Source organism: Kribbella sp. C-35, from assembly GCF_046549195.1.
GTDB lineage: Bacteria > Actinomycetota > Actinomycetes > Propionibacteriales > Kribbellaceae > Kribbella.
This window is the reverse complement of the sequence record NZ_JAJPWG010000001.1, coordinates 1,461,042-1,476,603: the sequence shown is the minus strand read 5'-3', so window position 1 is coordinate 1,476,603 and position 15,562 is coordinate 1,461,042. Positions and strand designations below refer to the sequence as shown.

19 protein-coding genes are annotated in these 15,562 nt (G+C 68.7%); 12 read left to right on the top strand and 7 right to left on the bottom strand.

Annotation, left to right across the window (positions count from 1 at the left end; translation table 11 throughout):
* Positions 1 to 23: 23 nt before the first annotated feature.
* Complete coding sequence (locus tag ACLJOO_RS07530) at positions 24 to 656, bottom strand: VOC family protein (protein ID WP_410786086.1); 633 nt, start codon at positions 654 to 656, stop codon at positions 24 to 26.
* A gap of 69 nt (positions 657 to 725) precedes the next feature.
* On the opposite strand from ACLJOO_RS07530, the gene ACLJOO_RS07525 reads away from it, so the two are divergent.
* Entirely contained in the window at positions 726 to 1,679 is a 954-nt protein-coding gene (locus ACLJOO_RS07525; RefSeq protein WP_410786085.1) for an NAD-dependent epimerase/dehydratase family protein, read from the top strand.
* On the opposite strand, the gene ACLJOO_RS07520 is transcribed toward ACLJOO_RS07525, so the two are convergent.
* Positions 1,672 to 2,412 carry a hypothetical protein gene (locus ACLJOO_RS07520; protein ID WP_410786084.1) on the bottom strand — a complete coding sequence of 247 codons (741 nt, stop codon included), beginning with the start codon at positions 2,410 to 2,412 and terminating at the stop codon, positions 1,672 to 1,674. The genes ACLJOO_RS07525 and ACLJOO_RS07520 overlap by 8 nt on opposite strands.
* Before the next feature lie 86 nt (positions 2,413 to 2,498).
* Here ACLJOO_RS07520 and ACLJOO_RS07515 point away from each other — a divergent pair, with 86 nt between their 5' ends.
* The 8 genes from ACLJOO_RS07515 to ACLJOO_RS07480 all read left to right on the top strand — a co-directional run bounded on the left by ACLJOO_RS07515 (position 2,499) and on the right by ACLJOO_RS07480 (position 8,493).
* On the top strand, positions 2,499 to 3,431 hold the full coding sequence (locus ACLJOO_RS07515; protein ID WP_410786083.1) for a Ppx/GppA family phosphatase: 933 nt from the start codon (positions 2,499 to 2,501) through the stop codon (positions 3,429 to 3,431).
* Positions 3,432 to 3,435: 4 nt separating this feature from the next.
* Positions 3,436 to 4,299: a sugar phosphate isomerase/epimerase family protein gene (locus ACLJOO_RS07510; RefSeq protein WP_410786082.1), complete on the top strand. Its 864-nt coding sequence runs from the start codon at positions 3,436 to 3,438 to the stop codon at positions 4,297 to 4,299.
* A 59-nt stretch (positions 4,300 to 4,358) separates the two neighbouring features.
* On the top strand, positions 4,359 to 4,886 hold the full coding sequence (locus ACLJOO_RS07505) for a TetR family transcriptional regulator (protein WP_410786081.1): 528 nt from the start codon (positions 4,359 to 4,361) through the stop codon (positions 4,884 to 4,886).
* Positions 4,886 to 5,455, top strand: coding sequence for an HD domain-containing protein (locus ACLJOO_RS07500; RefSeq protein ID WP_410786080.1), 570 nt, complete (start codon positions 4,886 to 4,888; stop codon positions 5,453 to 5,455). The genes ACLJOO_RS07505 and ACLJOO_RS07500 overlap by 1 nt, the downstream gene beginning before the upstream one ends.
* Positions 5,456 to 5,497: 42 nt before the next feature.
* Complete coding sequence (locus ACLJOO_RS07495; protein ID WP_410786079.1) at positions 5,498 to 6,220, top strand: ABC transporter ATP-binding protein; 723 nt, start codon at positions 5,498 to 5,500, stop codon at positions 6,218 to 6,220.
* The gene (locus tag ACLJOO_RS07490) at positions 6,217 to 6,954 is read left to right on the top strand and encodes an ABC transporter permease (RefSeq protein WP_410786078.1); all 738 of its coding nucleotides are present in this window, start codon (positions 6,217 to 6,219) and stop codon (positions 6,952 to 6,954) included. Before ACLJOO_RS07495 ends, ACLJOO_RS07490 begins: the two co-directional genes overlap by 4 nt.
* A 54-nt stretch (positions 6,955 to 7,008) precedes the next feature.
* Positions 7,009 to 7,848 (top strand): AraC family transcriptional regulator, encoded by an 840-nt coding sequence (locus ACLJOO_RS07485; protein WP_410786076.1) that lies wholly within the window; start codon positions 7,009 to 7,011, stop codon positions 7,846 to 7,848.
* Positions 7,849 to 7,914: 66 nt separating this feature from the next.
* The gene (locus ACLJOO_RS07480; RefSeq protein WP_410786075.1) at positions 7,915 to 8,493 is read left to right on the top strand and encodes a dihydrofolate reductase family protein; all 579 of its coding nucleotides are present in this window, start codon (positions 7,915 to 7,917) and stop codon (positions 8,491 to 8,493) included.
* A gap of 52 nt (positions 8,494 to 8,545) precedes the next feature.
* On the opposite strand, the gene ACLJOO_RS07475 is transcribed toward ACLJOO_RS07480, so the two are convergent.
* The 5 genes from ACLJOO_RS07475 to ACLJOO_RS07455 all read right to left on the bottom strand — a co-directional run bounded on the left by ACLJOO_RS07475 (position 8,546) and on the right by ACLJOO_RS07455 (position 13,036).
* Positions 8,546 to 9,463, bottom strand: coding sequence for a hypothetical protein (locus ACLJOO_RS07475; protein WP_410786074.1), 918 nt, complete (start codon positions 9,461 to 9,463; stop codon positions 8,546 to 8,548).
* Positions 9,464 to 9,529: 66 nt separating this feature from the next.
* Positions 9,530 to 10,549 (bottom strand): hypothetical protein, encoded by a 1,020-nt coding sequence (locus ACLJOO_RS07470; protein ID WP_410786073.1) that lies wholly within the window; start codon positions 10,547 to 10,549, stop codon positions 9,530 to 9,532.
* A gap of 11 nt (positions 10,550 to 10,560) precedes the next feature.
* Entirely contained in the window at positions 10,561 to 11,067 is a 507-nt protein-coding gene (locus ACLJOO_RS07465) for a SigE family RNA polymerase sigma factor (RefSeq protein WP_130384901.1), read from the bottom strand.
* Positions 11,068 to 11,273: 206 nt separating this feature from the next.
* A complete protein-coding gene (locus ACLJOO_RS07460; protein WP_410786072.1) occupies positions 11,274 to 11,912 on the bottom strand; it encodes a nucleotidyltransferase domain-containing protein in 639 nt (212 codons plus the stop codon).
* 89 nt (positions 11,913 to 12,001) lie between these two features.
* Positions 12,002 to 13,036, bottom strand: a complete 1,035-nt coding sequence (locus ACLJOO_RS07455) for a DUF695 domain-containing protein (RefSeq protein ID WP_410786071.1) — start codon at positions 13,034 to 13,036, stop codon at positions 12,002 to 12,004.
* A 68-nt stretch (positions 13,037 to 13,104) separates the two neighbouring features.
* Here ACLJOO_RS07455 and ACLJOO_RS07450 point away from each other — a divergent pair, with 68 nt between their 5' ends.
* From ACLJOO_RS07450 to ACLJOO_RS07440, 3 genes are all read left to right on the top strand, one after another.
* Complete coding sequence (locus ACLJOO_RS07450) at positions 13,105 to 14,034, top strand: proline dehydrogenase family protein (protein ID WP_410786070.1); 930 nt, start codon at positions 13,105 to 13,107, stop codon at positions 14,032 to 14,034.
* Between the two features lie 28 nt (positions 14,035 to 14,062).
* Positions 14,063 to 14,866 carry a pyrroline-5-carboxylate reductase gene (gene proC / locus ACLJOO_RS07445; protein ID WP_410786069.1) on the top strand — a complete coding sequence of 268 codons (804 nt, stop codon included), beginning with the start codon at positions 14,063 to 14,065 and terminating at the stop codon, positions 14,864 to 14,866.
* 97 nt (positions 14,867 to 14,963) lie between these two features.
* Entirely contained in the window at positions 14,964 to 15,557 is a 594-nt protein-coding gene (locus ACLJOO_RS07440) for a hypothetical protein (RefSeq protein ID WP_410786068.1), read from the top strand.
* Positions 15,558 to 15,562: the final 5 nt, after the last annotated feature.

The following is a 15,562-nucleotide window of genomic DNA, read 5'->3' as shown; positions in this document are numbered from 1 at the left end:
CACAGGTCAAGCGGTACGGCGGATTACAGGCGAACGATCCCGTTCGGTGTCGTGAAGACTGCAGCGACCAGCCCCGGCTGACCGTTCGGGCCGACCCAGGCGACGTCGAGGTCGTCGAGGAGGTGGTCGGCGGGGTGACCGATCCAGTCGGTGACCCGGGTCGGGTCGCCGGCAATCTCCAGGCCGGAGAGCTTGATGTCCTTGCCGCCGATGGACGGGTGCTCGGCGAGGTCGTCCCAGTGGATGAAGAACGGGAGCTGCGGGTCGGCCATCAGGCCCTTCACGCCGATCTGCCGCCAGGTCAGGTTCAGCCCGTCCGGGCGGTGCCGGTTGCCGGGGACCGCCTGCCGGCCGAGGCGCTTCTCCATCCGCTCCATGTCGCGGACCGCCACCACCCAGCCCAGCCAGCCGCCGCCGAGCTCCTTGCGGGCACGGACCGCCTGACCGAACGGCGCCTTGTCGGACGCCGGGTGGTCGAGCACGTCGACCACCTCGATATAACGGTCGTTCTCCAGCGGGAGGATGTGGTTCACCGTGCCGAAACGCGGATGCACCCCACCGTCGACGAACTCCGCGCCGAGCGCTGCCGACAGCCGCTCGACGGTCGCCCGGCACCCATCAGGCCCGCACGCGTACGACAGATGATCCAAACGCATGCCAGTCATTCTTACGCCCTCCACCGACACTCGCGGCCTCCGGGGTGTGTCGGACTACGCTCAGGTGTCATGCGCACAGTCGTCATCGGCGGTACCGGTCATATCGGAACCTATCTCGTCCCGCGGCTGATCCGGCTCGGACACGACGTCACGGTGCTGAGTCGCGGCGAGCGTACGCCGTACCACTCGGACGGGACCTGGAAGGACGTGGAGTTCGTCCAGGTCGACCGGGCCGCGGAAGATGCCGCGGGGACCTTCGGACGACGGGTCGCGGACCTGAATCCGGACGTCGTCATCGACCTGATCTGTTTCACCGAGGACAGCGCCCGGCGGCTCACCGAGGCGGTCGAAGGGAAGATCCAGCACCTGCTGCACTGCGGCACGATCTGGGTCCACGGCCCGAGCATGAGCGTCCCGACCCGCGAGGACGCGCCGCGCAAGCCGTTCGGCGACTACGGCACGCAGAAGGCCGCGATCGAGGCGTACCTGCTCGCCAAGGCCCGCCGCGACGGCTTCCCGGTCACGATCGTCCACCCCGGTCACATCTGCGGCCCCGGCTGGACGCCGGTCAACCCGGCAGGCAACTTCGACCTCGCCGTCTACGAGAAGCTCGCCCAGGGTGCTGACGTCCTGCTGCCGAACCTCGGCCTGGAGACGCTCAACCCGGTCCACGCCGACGATGTCGCGGGCGTGTTCCTGGCCGCGATCGCGAGCCGCTCGACCGCGATCGGCGAGAGCTTCCACGCGGTCGCCGCCGACGCTTTGACGCTCCGCGGGTACGCCCACGCTCTCGCCGACTGGTTCGGGCAGCCGGCGAACCTCGGCTTCCTGCCGATCGGCCAGCTGCGAACCACCTGGCCGAAGGAGCAGGCCGCAGCGACCTGGGACCACATCGCCCGCAGCCCGAACTGCTCAATGGAGAAGGCCGCCAGACTGCTCGACTTCCGTCCGCGCTACTCGGCGTTCGAGGCAGCCCTGTCCGGCATCAGCTGGCTCGTCGACAACGGAAAGATCGCTACTTAGAGGCGGGATGCGGCAGTAGCGGCCGCGCGGACTCCAGGCGCTGGCGGCACAGGTCGGCGAGTACGTCGTACGCCTTGAGACCCATCAGCGTCTGCAGCTCGACCTTGCTGGACTCGAACACCGGCTCGACCGCGATGTGCGCCTCGGTGTTACCCGTGCAGTACCAGTCGAGGTCGTGCCCGCCCGGTCCCCAGCCGCGCCGGTCGTACTCCCCGATCCCGACCTCGGTGTACGTCGTCCCGTCCGGCCGCTCCACCTCGCGGAAGGTCCGCCGGATCGGCAGCTGCCAGCACACGTCCGGCTTGGTCTCGACGAAATGCACGCCGCGCTTCAGCGCCAGCCCGTGCAGCGCGCACCCGGCGCCGCCCTCGAACCCCGGCCGGTTCAGGAAGATGCACGCACCCTCCCAGACCCGCGTCTTGCGCTCGCCCTCGTCGTCGGTCTCGACCCAGCCGGTGCTCCGGCCTTCCTTGCGGAACTGCCAGTCGTCCTTGCCGAGCTCCTTGACGTACTTCTTGACCCGCTTCTCGTCGTCGGCGTCGGAGAAGTGCGCACCGAGGGTGCAGCAGCCGTCGTTCGGACGGCCCTTGTAGATCCCCTGGCAGCCACCGCCGAAGATGCAGGACCAGTTGGAGGTCAGCCAGGTCAGGTCGCAGCGGAAGACCTGGTCGGGGTCGGCGGGGTCGGTGAACTCGACCCAGGCACGGGGGAAATCGAGAGAAACCTCAGGCACCTGGAAAGCGTACGCGCAGGACGCGGTGATCTGTGAACGACGACTCCAGAACCGTGATTACTCCGGTTGTCCAGTAGCGTGAGGGTATGCGGCTCGGCGTACTCGACGTGGGATCCAACACCGTCCATCTGCTCGTGGTGGACGCGCATCGCGGTGCCGCGCCGCTGCCGGCGTACTCGCACAAGATCGAGCTGCGGCTGGCCGAGCACCTGGACCAGGACGGCAAGATCGACCAGTCCGGCGCCGACGGCCTGGTCGATTTCACCAAGCAGGCGGTCGAGCTGGCCGAGGACAAGGGCTGCGAGTCGGTGCTCGCCTTCGCCACCTCGGCGCTGCGTGAGGCGCCGAACGGCGAGAAGGTGCTGAGCCGGGTCCGTGACGAGACCGGCGTGGACCTCGAGGTGCTGAGCGGCGAAGTCGAGGCACGGCTGACCTTCCTGGCGGTACGGCGTTGGTTCGGCTGGTCCTCCGGGCGCCTGGCGGTGTTCGACATCGGCGGCGGCTCGCTGGAGATCGCGGCCGGGTCGGACGAGCAGCCGACCGTGGCGGAGTCGGTGCCGCTCGGCGCGGGCCGGATGACCCGCGAGGGGCTGACCGCGGACCCGCCGGACAAGGACGAGGTGCGGGCGCTGCGTCGCCGGATCCGGATGGAGCTGGCCGCGGTCGCCGGTCCGGTACTGCGGGCGGGTAAGCCGCAGCGTTCGGTTGCCACCAGCAAGACGTTCCGTTCGCTGGCCCGGATCGCCGGCGCGGCCCCGTCCGCCGACGGACCGTACGTGCCGCGCACGCTGAACCGGGCCGACCTGAACGAGTGGATCCCGAAGCTGACCAAGATGACGGCCGCCGAGCGGGCCGCCCTGCCCGGCGTCTCGGCCGGTCGCGCGTCCCAGCTGACCGCCGGCGCACTGGTCGCCGACGCCGTGATGGACCTCTTCGACCTGCCCGCGCTCGAGGTCTGCCCGTGGGCCCTGCGCGAAGGCGTCATCCTGTCCCGGCTCGACCAGCTGCAACCTCGGTGAACGAATGAACCCCCGTACGACCGCCAAGATCGGCCTGTCCACCGCCTCTGTCTATCCGGAGTCCACCGCGAGCGGCTTCGAGCTGGCCGCCCGGCTCGGGTACGACGGTGTCGAGGTGATGGTCGGGATCGATCCGCTGAGCACGCAGATCGACGCGATCCAGCGGCTGATCGACTACCACCAGCTGCCGGTGCTCGCGATCCACGCCCCGACCCTGCTGATCATGCAGCGCGTCTGGGGGACCGACCCGTGGACCAAGCTCGAGCGAAGCGCCGAGGCAGCGAGAGAGCTCGGCGCCGACGTGGTCGTCGTACACCCGCCGTTCCGCTGGCAGCGGGACTACGCGCGCGGGTTCGTCGAGGGGATCGCCCGGCTGGAGGCCGAGACGGGCGTGCAGTTGGCGGTGGAGAACATGTACCCGTGGCGCGCACCCGGCCGCGACCTGCAGGCGTACGCGCCGAGCTGGGACCCGACCGAGCAGGAGTACGCGCACACCACCCTCGACCTGTCGCACGCGTCCACCGCCGAGCAGGACTGCGTCGAGCTGGCCGCGACGATGGGCAAGAGCCTGACTCACGTGCACCTGACCGACGGCACCGGCTCCGCGAAGGACGAGCACCTGGTCCCGGGCCGCGGCACCCAGCGCGCCGCGGACTTGCTGGGCGTCCTCGCGCAGCAGGACTTCCGCGGCCACATCATCATCGAGATCAACACCCGCCGCGCGACCAGCCGCTCCGAGCGTGAGGTCGACCTGGTCGAGTCGCTGGAGTTCACCCGCAAGCACTTCGTCCGGTCTGGAGCCTCCCGGTCCCGGCGTACGTCGTTCGCGGTCACCCCGGAGGGTGAGATCTCGGAGCTGACTCCGTGACAGCTACCGGCCGTACGCCGGGACGCCGTCCAGGGGGACCGGATACCCGGGGAGAGATCGTGCGGGCCGCCCGGGAATCCTTTGCGGACAAGGGTTTCGCGGCCACCTCGATCCGCGCCGTCGCGCGCCAGGCCGGCGTCGACGCGGCCCTCGTGCACCACTACTTCGACAGCAAGGACGAGCTGTTCATCGAGGCGATGGCGCTGCCGCTGGATCCGCGGCAGGTGGCTGCAGCGATCCTGGACGGCTCCCGCGAGGACCTCGGCCGGCGGATCGTGACCGTCTTCCTCGGCGTCTGGGAGTCGGACGAGGGACAGCAGCGGATGAAGGCGATGCTGCGCAGTGTGGTCACCAGTGACGACGTCGCCCGGCTGATGCGCGAGGGCATGACCAGGATGATCCTCGAGCCGGTCTCGCAGTTCATCGACGTCCCGGACGCGAAGCTGCGGGTCGCGTTGATCGCCAGCCACCTGATCGGGATGGCGCTGACCCGCTACGTGGTCGAGCTCGAGCCGGTCGCGTCCGCCGACCTGGAGACCCTCGTCGACCGGATCGCGCCCGCGATCCAGCAGTACGTCTCAGGCTGATGGAGATCCCGACCGACGGCGAGATCCGCGCGCTGCATCGGGAGTACGCGCCGAGTCGGGAGGCGTTCGAACTGGTCCATGAGCATTGCCGTTTGGTGTGCTCGATCGCGGAGCAGTTCTTTGCCGGCGTGGACGTCGACACCGACCTGGTGCGTGCGGGCGCGTTGCTCCACGACATCGGGGTGTATCGCCTGGAGTCGACGGCGTACGTCCAGCACGGCGTACTGGGGCACTCGTTGTTGTCGTCCCTGGGGTTCCCGGTCGAGCTCTGCCGGTTCGCCTCGTGTCACACCGGGGTGGGGATCACGCGCGACGACGTGGTGCGGCAGTCGTTGCCGATCCCGGTGGACGACTATCTTCCGCGGACGCCGGAGGAGGAACTGGTCATGTACGCCGACAAGTTCCATAGCAAGCGGCGCCCGCCGGTGTTCCTCACCGGCACCACGTATGCCGTCGAGGTCGGCCGATTCGGGGCGGACAAGGTGCAGAGGTTCGCTGCGCTGCGGTCGCGTTACGGCGACCCGGTGCTGGCCGGGCTGAGTGCGGACACGGGGTACGCCGTCGTCTGACGACCTGTTGCCAAGGAGCGACGTACGCGCTAAATTCATCACATGATGAAAAACGCGGTGAGTTGCCGTGACGTCGTCGTGGTGCGTGGCGACCGGGAGGTTCTGCACGGGGTCGGGTTCGACCTCCGGGCCGGGTCGGTGACCGGGCTGCTCGGGCCGTCCGGCTGCGGCAAGACGACGCTGATCCGTGCGATCGTCGGCCTGCAGGCGCGGGTGACCGGGGACGTGTCGGTCCTCGGGCTGCCGGCCGGCGCGCCGAAGCTGCGCGGACGGATCGGCTATGTGACGCAGGAGCCCAGTGTGTACGGCGATCTGACCGTCACCGAGAACCTGCGCTTCTTCGCGGCGGTCCTCGGGGTCCCGTCGTCCGATGTGGAACGGGTCGTCGAGGCGGTCGATCTCACGTCGCACGCGGACGCCCGGGTCGACCAGCTGTCCGGCGGCCAACGATCACGCGCCTCGCTGGCGGCCGCACTGCTCGGCAGCCCGGAACTCCTGGTGTTGGACGAGCCAACGGTCGGCCTGGATCCCGTTCTACGGCGCGATCTCTGGAACCTCTTCCACGAACTCGCCGACGCCGGTTCGACGCTGCTCGTGTCGAGTCACGTCATGGACGAGGCCTCGCGATGTGATCGTCTCCTGCTGATGCGCGACGGCGACCTGCTCGCCGACGACACGCCTCAGGACCTGCTCCTGTCGGCGGGGACCAGCGACATCGAGCAGGCGTTCCTCACCCTGATCGACCGGAAAGCTGGTGCGCGATGACCCCGCGTGTGACGTTTGCCGTAGCTGCCCGAGTCCTGGCCCAGCTGCGGCGGGACCACCGAACGGTGGCGATGCTGATCGTGCTGCCGGCTCTGCTGGTCAGCCTGATGTGGTGGATGTTCACCGATTCCCCGATGGTCTTCGACCGGGTCGGTGGTCCGCTGCTCGCGGTCTTCCCGTCGATCATCATGTTCGTCGTCACGTCGGTCGCGACCTTGCGCGAACGGTCGAGCGGGACGCTGTCGCGGCTGTTCACGATGCCGATGGGCAAACTGGACTTCCTGCTCGGGTACGCGCTCGCGTTCGCACTGATCGCCGTCGTCCAGGCACTCGCCGTGGTCTCGATCGCCTTGTATCTCCTGGATCTGGATATCCAGGGCGCCGCCTGGCAGCTCGGCGTGGTCGCGGTCCTCGACGGCGTTCTCGGTACGGCGCTGGGCCTGTTCGCGAGCGCCTTCGCGGCGACCGAGTTCCAGGCCGTGCAGATGATGCCGGCCGTCATGATCCCGCAGATCCTGCTGTGCGGGCTGCTGGTCCCGCGCGATCAACTCCCCACGGTCCTCCACGCGCTGAGCGACGTACTCCCGTTGTCCTACGCGGTCGACGCCGTCCTAGGAGTTGCCAAAGGCAACGGATTCACCACCGGCACGGGCGGCGACACACTGGTCGTCCTCGGCTTCATCCTCGCGGCCCTCGGACTCGGCGCAGCAACCCTCAAACGCCGTACCGCATGAGGGAGGGCGGTGGCGCGGCTGGACCATCCCGGGGGCGTCGGTGATGCTGTGGGTATGGAGTACGTGTCCAGAGTGCCGCGACCGCCGCTGGACGGGCTGATCGACGACCTCTACTACCTGGAGGGTGCGTCGCCGTACGCCCGGCTGATGCTGCCGCCGAGTCCGTCGGCGTTGCTCATCGTCAACCTCGGGGCGCCGTTCCGCATCCGCGGCGGCACCGACCTCGAGACGGCCGAGTACGCCGACGGCTGCGTGGTGACCATGCCCACCCGCGCGCTGGATTTCGGCTACCCGCTCTGGACCCGGTCCGTCGGGGTGCACTTCAAGCCGTGGGGGGCGGCGCCGTTCGTGCCGATGCCCGTGGCCGAGCTGTGTGACCGGCCGGTGACTGTAGAACAGGTTTGGGGCCGGCCCGCCGTTGCCGAGTTGCGAGACCGGCTGGCCACGGCGTCCGGACCGCACGAGATGCTGACGCTTCTCGAGGACGAGCTGATGCGACGGCTGGGCGAGACCGCCGGATTGGGACTGGTCCGCCGTACGGGCAGCGTCATCGCCGCGACCAGCGGAGCGGTGTCGATCGGCGACCTGAGCGTGGCAGCCGGTGTCAGCACCACCCATCTGGCGCAGCGGTTCAAGGAGCTCATCGGCGTCACGCCGAAGCGGCTGGCCCGCAGCTACCGCTTCACCGCCACCCTGCTCGCGATCAACCCCGCCGAACCGATCGACTGGGGCGACCTCGCCGCTCGCGCAGGCTACTTCGACCAGGCCCACTTCGGCCACGAGTTCCGGGCGTTCACCGGGCTCACGCCGACCCGGTACATCGAAGTCCGGCGGCGGTTCCTGCGCGAGCACCCCGGCCACACGCTGGACAACTGGCCGCTGCCGGCCGATTGATTTCTTACAAGAGCGACAGCTCACGACACGCTAACTTGGGGGCACCCCGAATCAAAGGAGAGCCCCGTGGGCAAGGTGGTCATGTACGGCTCGGTATCGGCGGACGGCTTCGTCGCGGACGAGAACGACCAGCCCGGACCGCTGTTCGACTGGTTGACCAGCGGTGACGTCCCGTTGGACGAGAGTGGCTACGTGAAGGTGTCGCAGATCTCCTACGATTACACCCGGGCATACTGGGACCAGATCGGGGCGACAATCGCCGGCCGCCACGTCTTCGACCTGACGGACGGCTGGGACGGGAAGCCTCCGGCCGGGGTCGACCACGTGGTCGTCGTGACGCACCGGCCGGCGCCCGAGGGCTGGGACCCCGAGGCTCCGTTCCACTTCGTCGACGGCGTCGAGGCAGCCGTGGCCAAGGCGCAGGAGCTGGCCGGTGACCGCATAGTCGAGGTCGCCGCCGGCGACGTCGCTGGCCAGGCGCTTGCCGCAGGCCTGGTCGACGAGGTGCGCATGGACGTCGTACCCGTCGTCTTCGGGTCCGGCAAGCGCTACTTCGGGTCGGTCGACGCGCAGCACCTGTTGGAGGATCCTGACGTGATTCAGGGCAACCGGGTGCTTCACCTGCGCTATCAGGTGCGCCGTTGACCGATCTGAGCGGGAGTCCGGCGCGCGCCGTGCTGGGCGCGCGCCGGATCTTCTACTCGCCGAACAGCCAGTCGGACTTCACCGGTGGGGCCCAGCGGAAGTAGCTGGGATCGGCGAAGGTTCCGGGCACCTTGCCGTGACCGGTGATCGACGTCTTCGCGCCGTCGGCGTGCCCGAAGGTGTAGAGGTACGCCGACTTGGTGTCCTTGTCGATGCCGACGACAACGGTCCCGTAGTTGCCGCACTGGGCGGCGACCAGCGACTCGAACCCCTGCCAGGTCGCGGACCGCACCTTCGTAACGATCGGCCGCATCTGGGTGTTGACCGGGATCCGGATGGTGTAGAGCGCGCCGCCGCGGGTGTTCGCGAGGAACGTGTCGTACGCCGCGGCCTTGCTGATCAGCGTCATCGACTTGACCGACGCGAACCCGGGTGCTGATCCGTACGCCTTCCAGCTGCCCGTGTCGCCGACGACCCACCGGAACAGCACGCCGTCCGAACGCAGCCCGTACTCGTAGGTCCGCGGATGCGTCGGGTCGTTGTTGAACGTCGACGTCTCGTGGTCGACGAACTTGCTCCAACCGCCGCCGATCCGGGCCAGTTGCGACGACGTCACCTTGCCGGCCTTGTCGAGCTCGAGCCAGTGCTGGTACATCGTGTCCCCGAGCACGACCCGCCCGTACCGCGAACTGCCGGTCGGTGTCGCCGTGTTGACGAGCGACCCGATCATCCGGACCGCGCCGTCGGAGTACACATTCGGTACGACGCTCCGCGCGCCGGCGGCCGGCGGAGTCGATGCCGTCAGGCGTTGCAGTGTCTGGTCGCCGCCGGCTGTTACCGAGCCGAGGTTCAGTCCGCAGGCTGCCGTCGTACCGGATGGGCTCGCGGTTGCCGTGGTGGCGGTCGTCGCGCCCGCGGCGGCCAGGCCGGCCGCCGCGAGCAAGGTCAATGTTGTCCGCAGTTTTCTCATCTCTCCCCCTTCGAAGCTCGATGGGTGAGACATGAGACACAGCCCTTTGGTTGATAACGATTCGGGTCAGCGGAGGACCTTGACGATCCTTCCGTTCCGGTCGTACGCCGTGATCCGGAGGTCCGCGATCTTCGCCGGCGTGGGGGGAGTCTTCCAGTAATAGGCGAACCAGCCGTCCGTGACCGGTACGTCGGTCTTCGTCTTCGCGTCCATCCGCAGCTGGATCCGGGTCGCGTTGCCGTTGATCCGGCCCCAGGCCAAGGTCGTGTATCCCGACTTGTTGCCGCCGATGTTGACCCCGGTCCACAGCTGGGCCGGGGCGGTCGCTGTCGCGTGCGTGTAGACGTTGCTGTCGTAGCGCAGATGGTCGAGCGGGATCAGCGTCGTGCCCTGGGTGATCATTCCGCCGTCCAGCGTGCTCTTGTCGATCTCGCAGGCGATCGCGGTCTTGCCGCTCGGCGAGACAGCGGTCAGCAACGAGGCCCCGGTTTCGCTCGACCGGGCCGACGCCGTCACCCGCCACCCGGTGACGTCCACCCAGGTCTGCACCGAGCAGTGCCGCAACTGGCCGGCCGGGGTCGTCGGCAGCGGATCCTTCGCGACTTGTGCCAGGAGGGCCGCCGTGGGCTTGTCACCGCCGGGGACTGTGCACATCCGCATCCGCTGGCCGATCGTGATCGTGTAGGACAGTCGTTGCCCGACGAAGGGTCCGTCGTACGGCTTCTCGAACCCGCGCTTCTCGTCCGGGAACCGCAAGGCACACCGCCGCTGGGCCTCCGCCATCGTCATCCGCTGACCGACACCCTCTTCCCCGCGCGGAATCCCCTGCACGGACTCGAACAGCGCGGTACTGCTCTGATCGCCGGCCACCGGTGGTTTCCCGCCGGCCTGGATGAGCCCGGGCAGCAGGGTCGCGGCCAACGCGATGGCTGCGACTCCGGTAACTGCCCCGCCCACGGCGACGATCTTCCGCCGGCGTCGTCCGCGGTGCCCCCGGGCGAGCAGTGCGCCGGTGTCGAAGGGTTCCAGCTCCTCGGACTCGGCGAGTCGGTGGAGTTCGGCGCTGACCTCTCGTACGTCTTCCATCTCGTTCTCCTTCACAGCGCCCGGCTCGCCCGCCGCTGGTCAATGGCTCGTCGGAGAGTGTCGAGACCACGTGCCGCCTGACTCTTCACGGTGCCCGTGGAACAGCCGAGGATCTCCGCGGTCTGCTCGACGGACAGGTCCTCGTAGTACCGCAGTACGACGCACGCGCGTTGCCGCGGCCCGAGCGACTGCAGCGCCGCCAGCACCTCGTCCCGCTCGGCATGCCCCGCCGCGAAGTCGTCGTACCCGACCTGGTCCGGTACGTCGGCGATCGTCACCTCCCGCCGCCACGGCCGGCGTTTCCCGTCGTACGCCGCGTTCACCACCATCCGGCGCGCGTAGGCGAACGGGTTGCTGACCCGCCGTACCTTCGGCCAGGCCAGGTACAGCTTGTACAGCGCGTCCTGGACGACGTCGTCCGCCCGATGCCGATCCCCCGACACCAGAAACGCCGTCCGCCGCAGAGCCGCCCCCGCCCCCTCGACGAACTCGACGAACTCCCGGTCCCGCTCCACCATCCGAGCCTCCACTCTCCATCTCCCCCTCAAGACGGAAGCCCTGAACGCCCAGGTTGCATCCAGCCCGGGTTCACGCGGTTCGGGCTTACACGAGTAGCTTTGCGGCGCCGTCGACCAGCGTCCTCGCGTTCCGGATCGCGGCCTTGGCCTTGGTGGCTCCGACGTAAATCATCCCGTAGTGTGCGCCGTCTTTGATGTCGATGGGTTCATCGCGGCATCACGGCCTGAACGATCCGGTTGCGCAGGTTGCGGAAATCTGGCCCGTAGACCGCAAAGGCATCGCGCAGCCAGTCGTCGACGATGGGCTCGCCGACACGGAGGTGATCGGCGAGTTCGCTCTCGCTGAGCTCGTAGATCTGCAGGTGATTGCCAGTCCATGCGAAGACCTGGTCGCCGAGTGCGTCGACATCGGCGGCCCAGTTGTCTGGCGGGTCATCGGTGAACTGGTGAACGAGGAGCAGATCGACGTCACTGCGCAAATCCCCGTCACCGCGGGCCGTCGAGCCGAAGACGCTCGCATGGACGGGCTGCTGCGACCATTGCTCGATCACCTCGCCGATCTGCTGGAACAATCGCTGCCGCAGCGCGGTCAACTCCAGCACAGCGGCCGCAGCCAGGTGCTCGCGGTTCAGTGCGTATTGGACTGCACTACCGACCTCCGACGCGGTCACCAGCCCAGTGCTGGCCAGGCGGCGCAGGACGTTGCGCGTCCCGGTCTCGCTCCCGGTGGCCGCCAACTGGTGGACCTTCCGGCCGGTAAGCGGCTTGGAGGTCCGGGCCAGCACTGCCAGCACTGGACCATCGAGCGTCGGTATCACGGTGCTGATGGGGCGAGACATATCCATCGTAACACTATAGTGCCGATGTCAGCACAATTCTACCGATGTCGGCAGTATGGTGCGTACTGCCCGACAGTGCAGCCGGGTCGATCACATCAGCCCGACAGATGGGCGACGTTGTGCCAGGCGGGGTCTGGGGTGGCGGTGAGGGTTACTTTGCCGTGGGGCCAGCCGGTGGTGGCGGCTTGGAGTTGGGCGTCGGCGGGGGTGGTGCCGTCGGTGTAGTAGTGCAGGATGCGGGTGCCGGCGGAGGTTTCGTGGGCGAGGAGGTTGCCGGAGCCGCCTAGGCGGTCGGTGAGGTGGTCCTCGAACGCCCGGAGCTCGTCGAGCATCTCGGACTCGGGCAGGCCGTCGTCACGCACCACGGGATAGTGGATCGCGACCGCAACATGCGTATCGAGGTGCGGCCGCCGGATCGAGCGCAGCGGGTACTCCGCCGTCGCGATCACCCGCTGCCCGTCGCGCGTACCCTCCAGCATCTTCCACGCCGGACTACCGTCCTCGAGCGTGTGCTCCGCAGCAAACCCAGCCACCGCAGGCAACAACTCCATCACCGGTACGGCGTCGACAGGCGCAGCGTCCAGCGTGTCGATCGCGCCGACCCACGTCTCCACCATCTCCTCGCCGAGCACCAGATCGAGGATCAGGAACGTCACCCGCCGCTGCACATCCACCGACAGCGACGAGAAAACAGGATGGTGTACGCCGACGTGCACCGAGGCCGAATCCGGCTCGATCGACACCACCGACTCGTCGACCGCGACAGGCGGGAGCCCTTCGAACTGGATCGTCACCGGGGGCCCGGGCCGGCGGAGGTCGGCGTACTCCCAGACCTGGTCCGACGGCGGGGCAGCGCGCAGCCAGCGGCGAGCGACCGCGCGCTGCGCCGGGTTGCCGGCGGCGGTGACGATCAGCACGTGCTGGGCGTGCAGCCCGGGGCCGAGCTCCCACTCGAGGTCCGGGTGGATGCGGGCGACCCGCTCGTTCAGTTCCGCGTTCGCGTCGGTCGGCTCCCGGCGGGCGACGGCGTCCGCGACGCTCGCCGCGCCGGCGCTCGACCACCAGGACCAGAACGCGCCGATCGGGTCCGCCTCCACGGCGTTCCGGCGGCGACGCTTGAAGATGGGCATGGGCGCATCTTCCACCAGCAGGGGTGCGACCATCGAACCAGTAACCCTGGGTTGAGGAGGAACACATAGTGCTTCGGCGAGTTCTGCTGGGCGTGTCCCGCAGCCCCCAGATCAAGAAGGCAGTGTCGTCGCTGCCGGTGTCCAGCGGCATCGTCGCGCGGTTCGTCGCCGGTGAGACCGCCCCGGAGGCCGTCCTGGCCACCGAGAAGCTGGTCAGCAACGGGTTGAACGTCACCCTCGACCACCTCGGTGAGAACGTCACAGACCAGGCCGCGGCGTCCGCGACCGCCAACGCGTACCTGGACCTGCTGAGGAAGCTCTCCGCCGCCGGCCTGACGAAGAACGCCGAGGTCTCGGTGAAGCTGTCCGCCGTCGGCCAGGCGCTCCAGGGCGACGGCGAGAAGATCGCGCTGGAGAACGCGCGGACCATCTGCCTCGCCGCCCGCAACGCCGGTACGACGGTGACGCTGGACATGGAGGACCACACCACGACCGACTCCACGCTGGGGATCCTGCGCGAGCTGCGCCAGGACTTCCCGGAGACGGGTGCGGTCCTGCAGGCGTACCTCCGCCGTACCGAGTCCGACTGCCGCGACCTCGCGTACGCCGGCTCCCGCGTCCGCCTGTGCAAGGGCGCGTACAAGGAGCCCGAGTCGGTCGCGTTCCAGGAGAAGCGCCAGGTCGACAAGGGCTACGTCCGCGCGATGAAGGTCCTGATGAACGGCGACGGCTACCCGATGATCGCGTCGCACGACCCGCGGCTGATCTCGATCGCCGGCGCACTGGCCGACCGTGCGAACCGCAAACCGGGCAGCTACGAGTACCAGATGCTGTTCGGCATCCGCCCCGAGGAGCAGCTCCGCCTGGCCGGTCTGGGCCACACGGTCCGCGTCTACATCCCGTACGGCGAGGACTGGTACGGCTACCTGGTACGACGCCTCGCCGAGCGCCCCGCCAACCTGCAGTTCTTCGCCCGCTCCTTGATCAGCAAGAAATAGGATCGACCGACCCGGCTAACCTGTGGACATGAGTACAAAGGTGGCCGTTCTAGGGGCCGGAGTGATGGGGGAGACGTTGCTGTCCGGGCTGATTCGGGCCGGATGGCGACCGGAGGACCTCCTGATCACCGAGCGCCGGGAGGAACGCGCCGCCGAACTGCGCGAGCGGTACGGCGTCGACGTCGTGTCCAACATCGAGGCGGCGAAGCAGGCGGACACGCTCGTCCTGGTCGTGAAGCCGCAGGACATGCCGGATCTGCTCGCCGAGATCGCCCCGGCCGTGCAGGCGACCCAGACCGTCGTCTCGCTCGCGGCCGGTATCACCACCAGCTTCGTCGAGTCCCGGCTGCCTGAAGGCGTTGCCGTCGTACGTGTCATGCCGAACACCCCCGCTCTGGTCGACGAGGGCATGGCGGCGATTTCCCGCGGCGCGCACTGCGACGAGAGCCACCTCGAGCTGGCCGAGAGCCTGCTCGCCGCGACCGGTCGCGTGATCCGGGTGCCGGAGAAGCAGCAGGACGCGGTCACCGCGATCTCCGGCTCCGGTCCGGCGTACCTGTTCTTCGTCGTCGAGGCGATGATCGAGGCCGGCGTCCACATGGGCCTGCCGCGCGGTACGGCGACCGAACTCGTCGTACAGACCGTGGTCGGGTCCGCGAAGCTGCTGCGGGAGACCGGCGAACACCCGACCGTACTGCGGGAGCGCGTGACGTCCCCGGGCGGTACGACGGCCGCCGCGGTCCGGGAACTCGAGGACCACAAGGTCCGCGCCGCGTTCCTGTCCGCGATCGAGGCCGCCCGCAACCGTTCGCGCGACCTGGCTGCCGAGTAACAGCGGGACCTGGCGGCCGAATAACACCTGTCGCGTGGGTGGCGTTATGGTTGGGCGCCGAGGTTTCCTGCCATGTTCGAGGGATATGAGTCCGCCCATGGGTAATGGTTCGGTCGAGCCGGCGACGACGCCTGCGCAGCATGAGGATCGGCCTGCGCACCTTCAGCAACGCGAAGTGCCGCCGCTTCCGTGGCGCGTGCCGCTGGACCCGGCGCCGTGGTGGGCCTGGGCGCTGTTCGTGCTGCCGTTCGTCGTCGTACCGGCGCTGAACTCGTGGCTCTGGATGGGCGCCCGCGACATGCTCGCGGTCGGTCTGCTGACGATCATCGGAGCGTCCGTCGTCCGCGTCGCGGGCGGCGTCGTGCTGTACCGCGTCGAGCTGTTCCCGAGCGGCCTGAAGGCCCGCACCAGCATGCTGATCCGCAGCCTTGCCTGGCAGGACGTCGGCAAGATCGAGGTCGGCGACGACAACGTCGTACTCACCCGCGGCCCGGACGAGCACGAGATCAACGGCATCCCGAAGGACCGCACCGCCGAGGTCGCCGCGGTGATGGAGGTGCTGCGCGAGCAGTCCCTCGAGGTCAAGGTCCAGCGCCACCGGCCGCGCCCCGGCATCGGCACCCTGCTCGTCCTGCTCTACGTCATCCTCTCCATCGGCGCCTTCCTCCTCCGCTGGCACATCGTCATCTGAGTAAT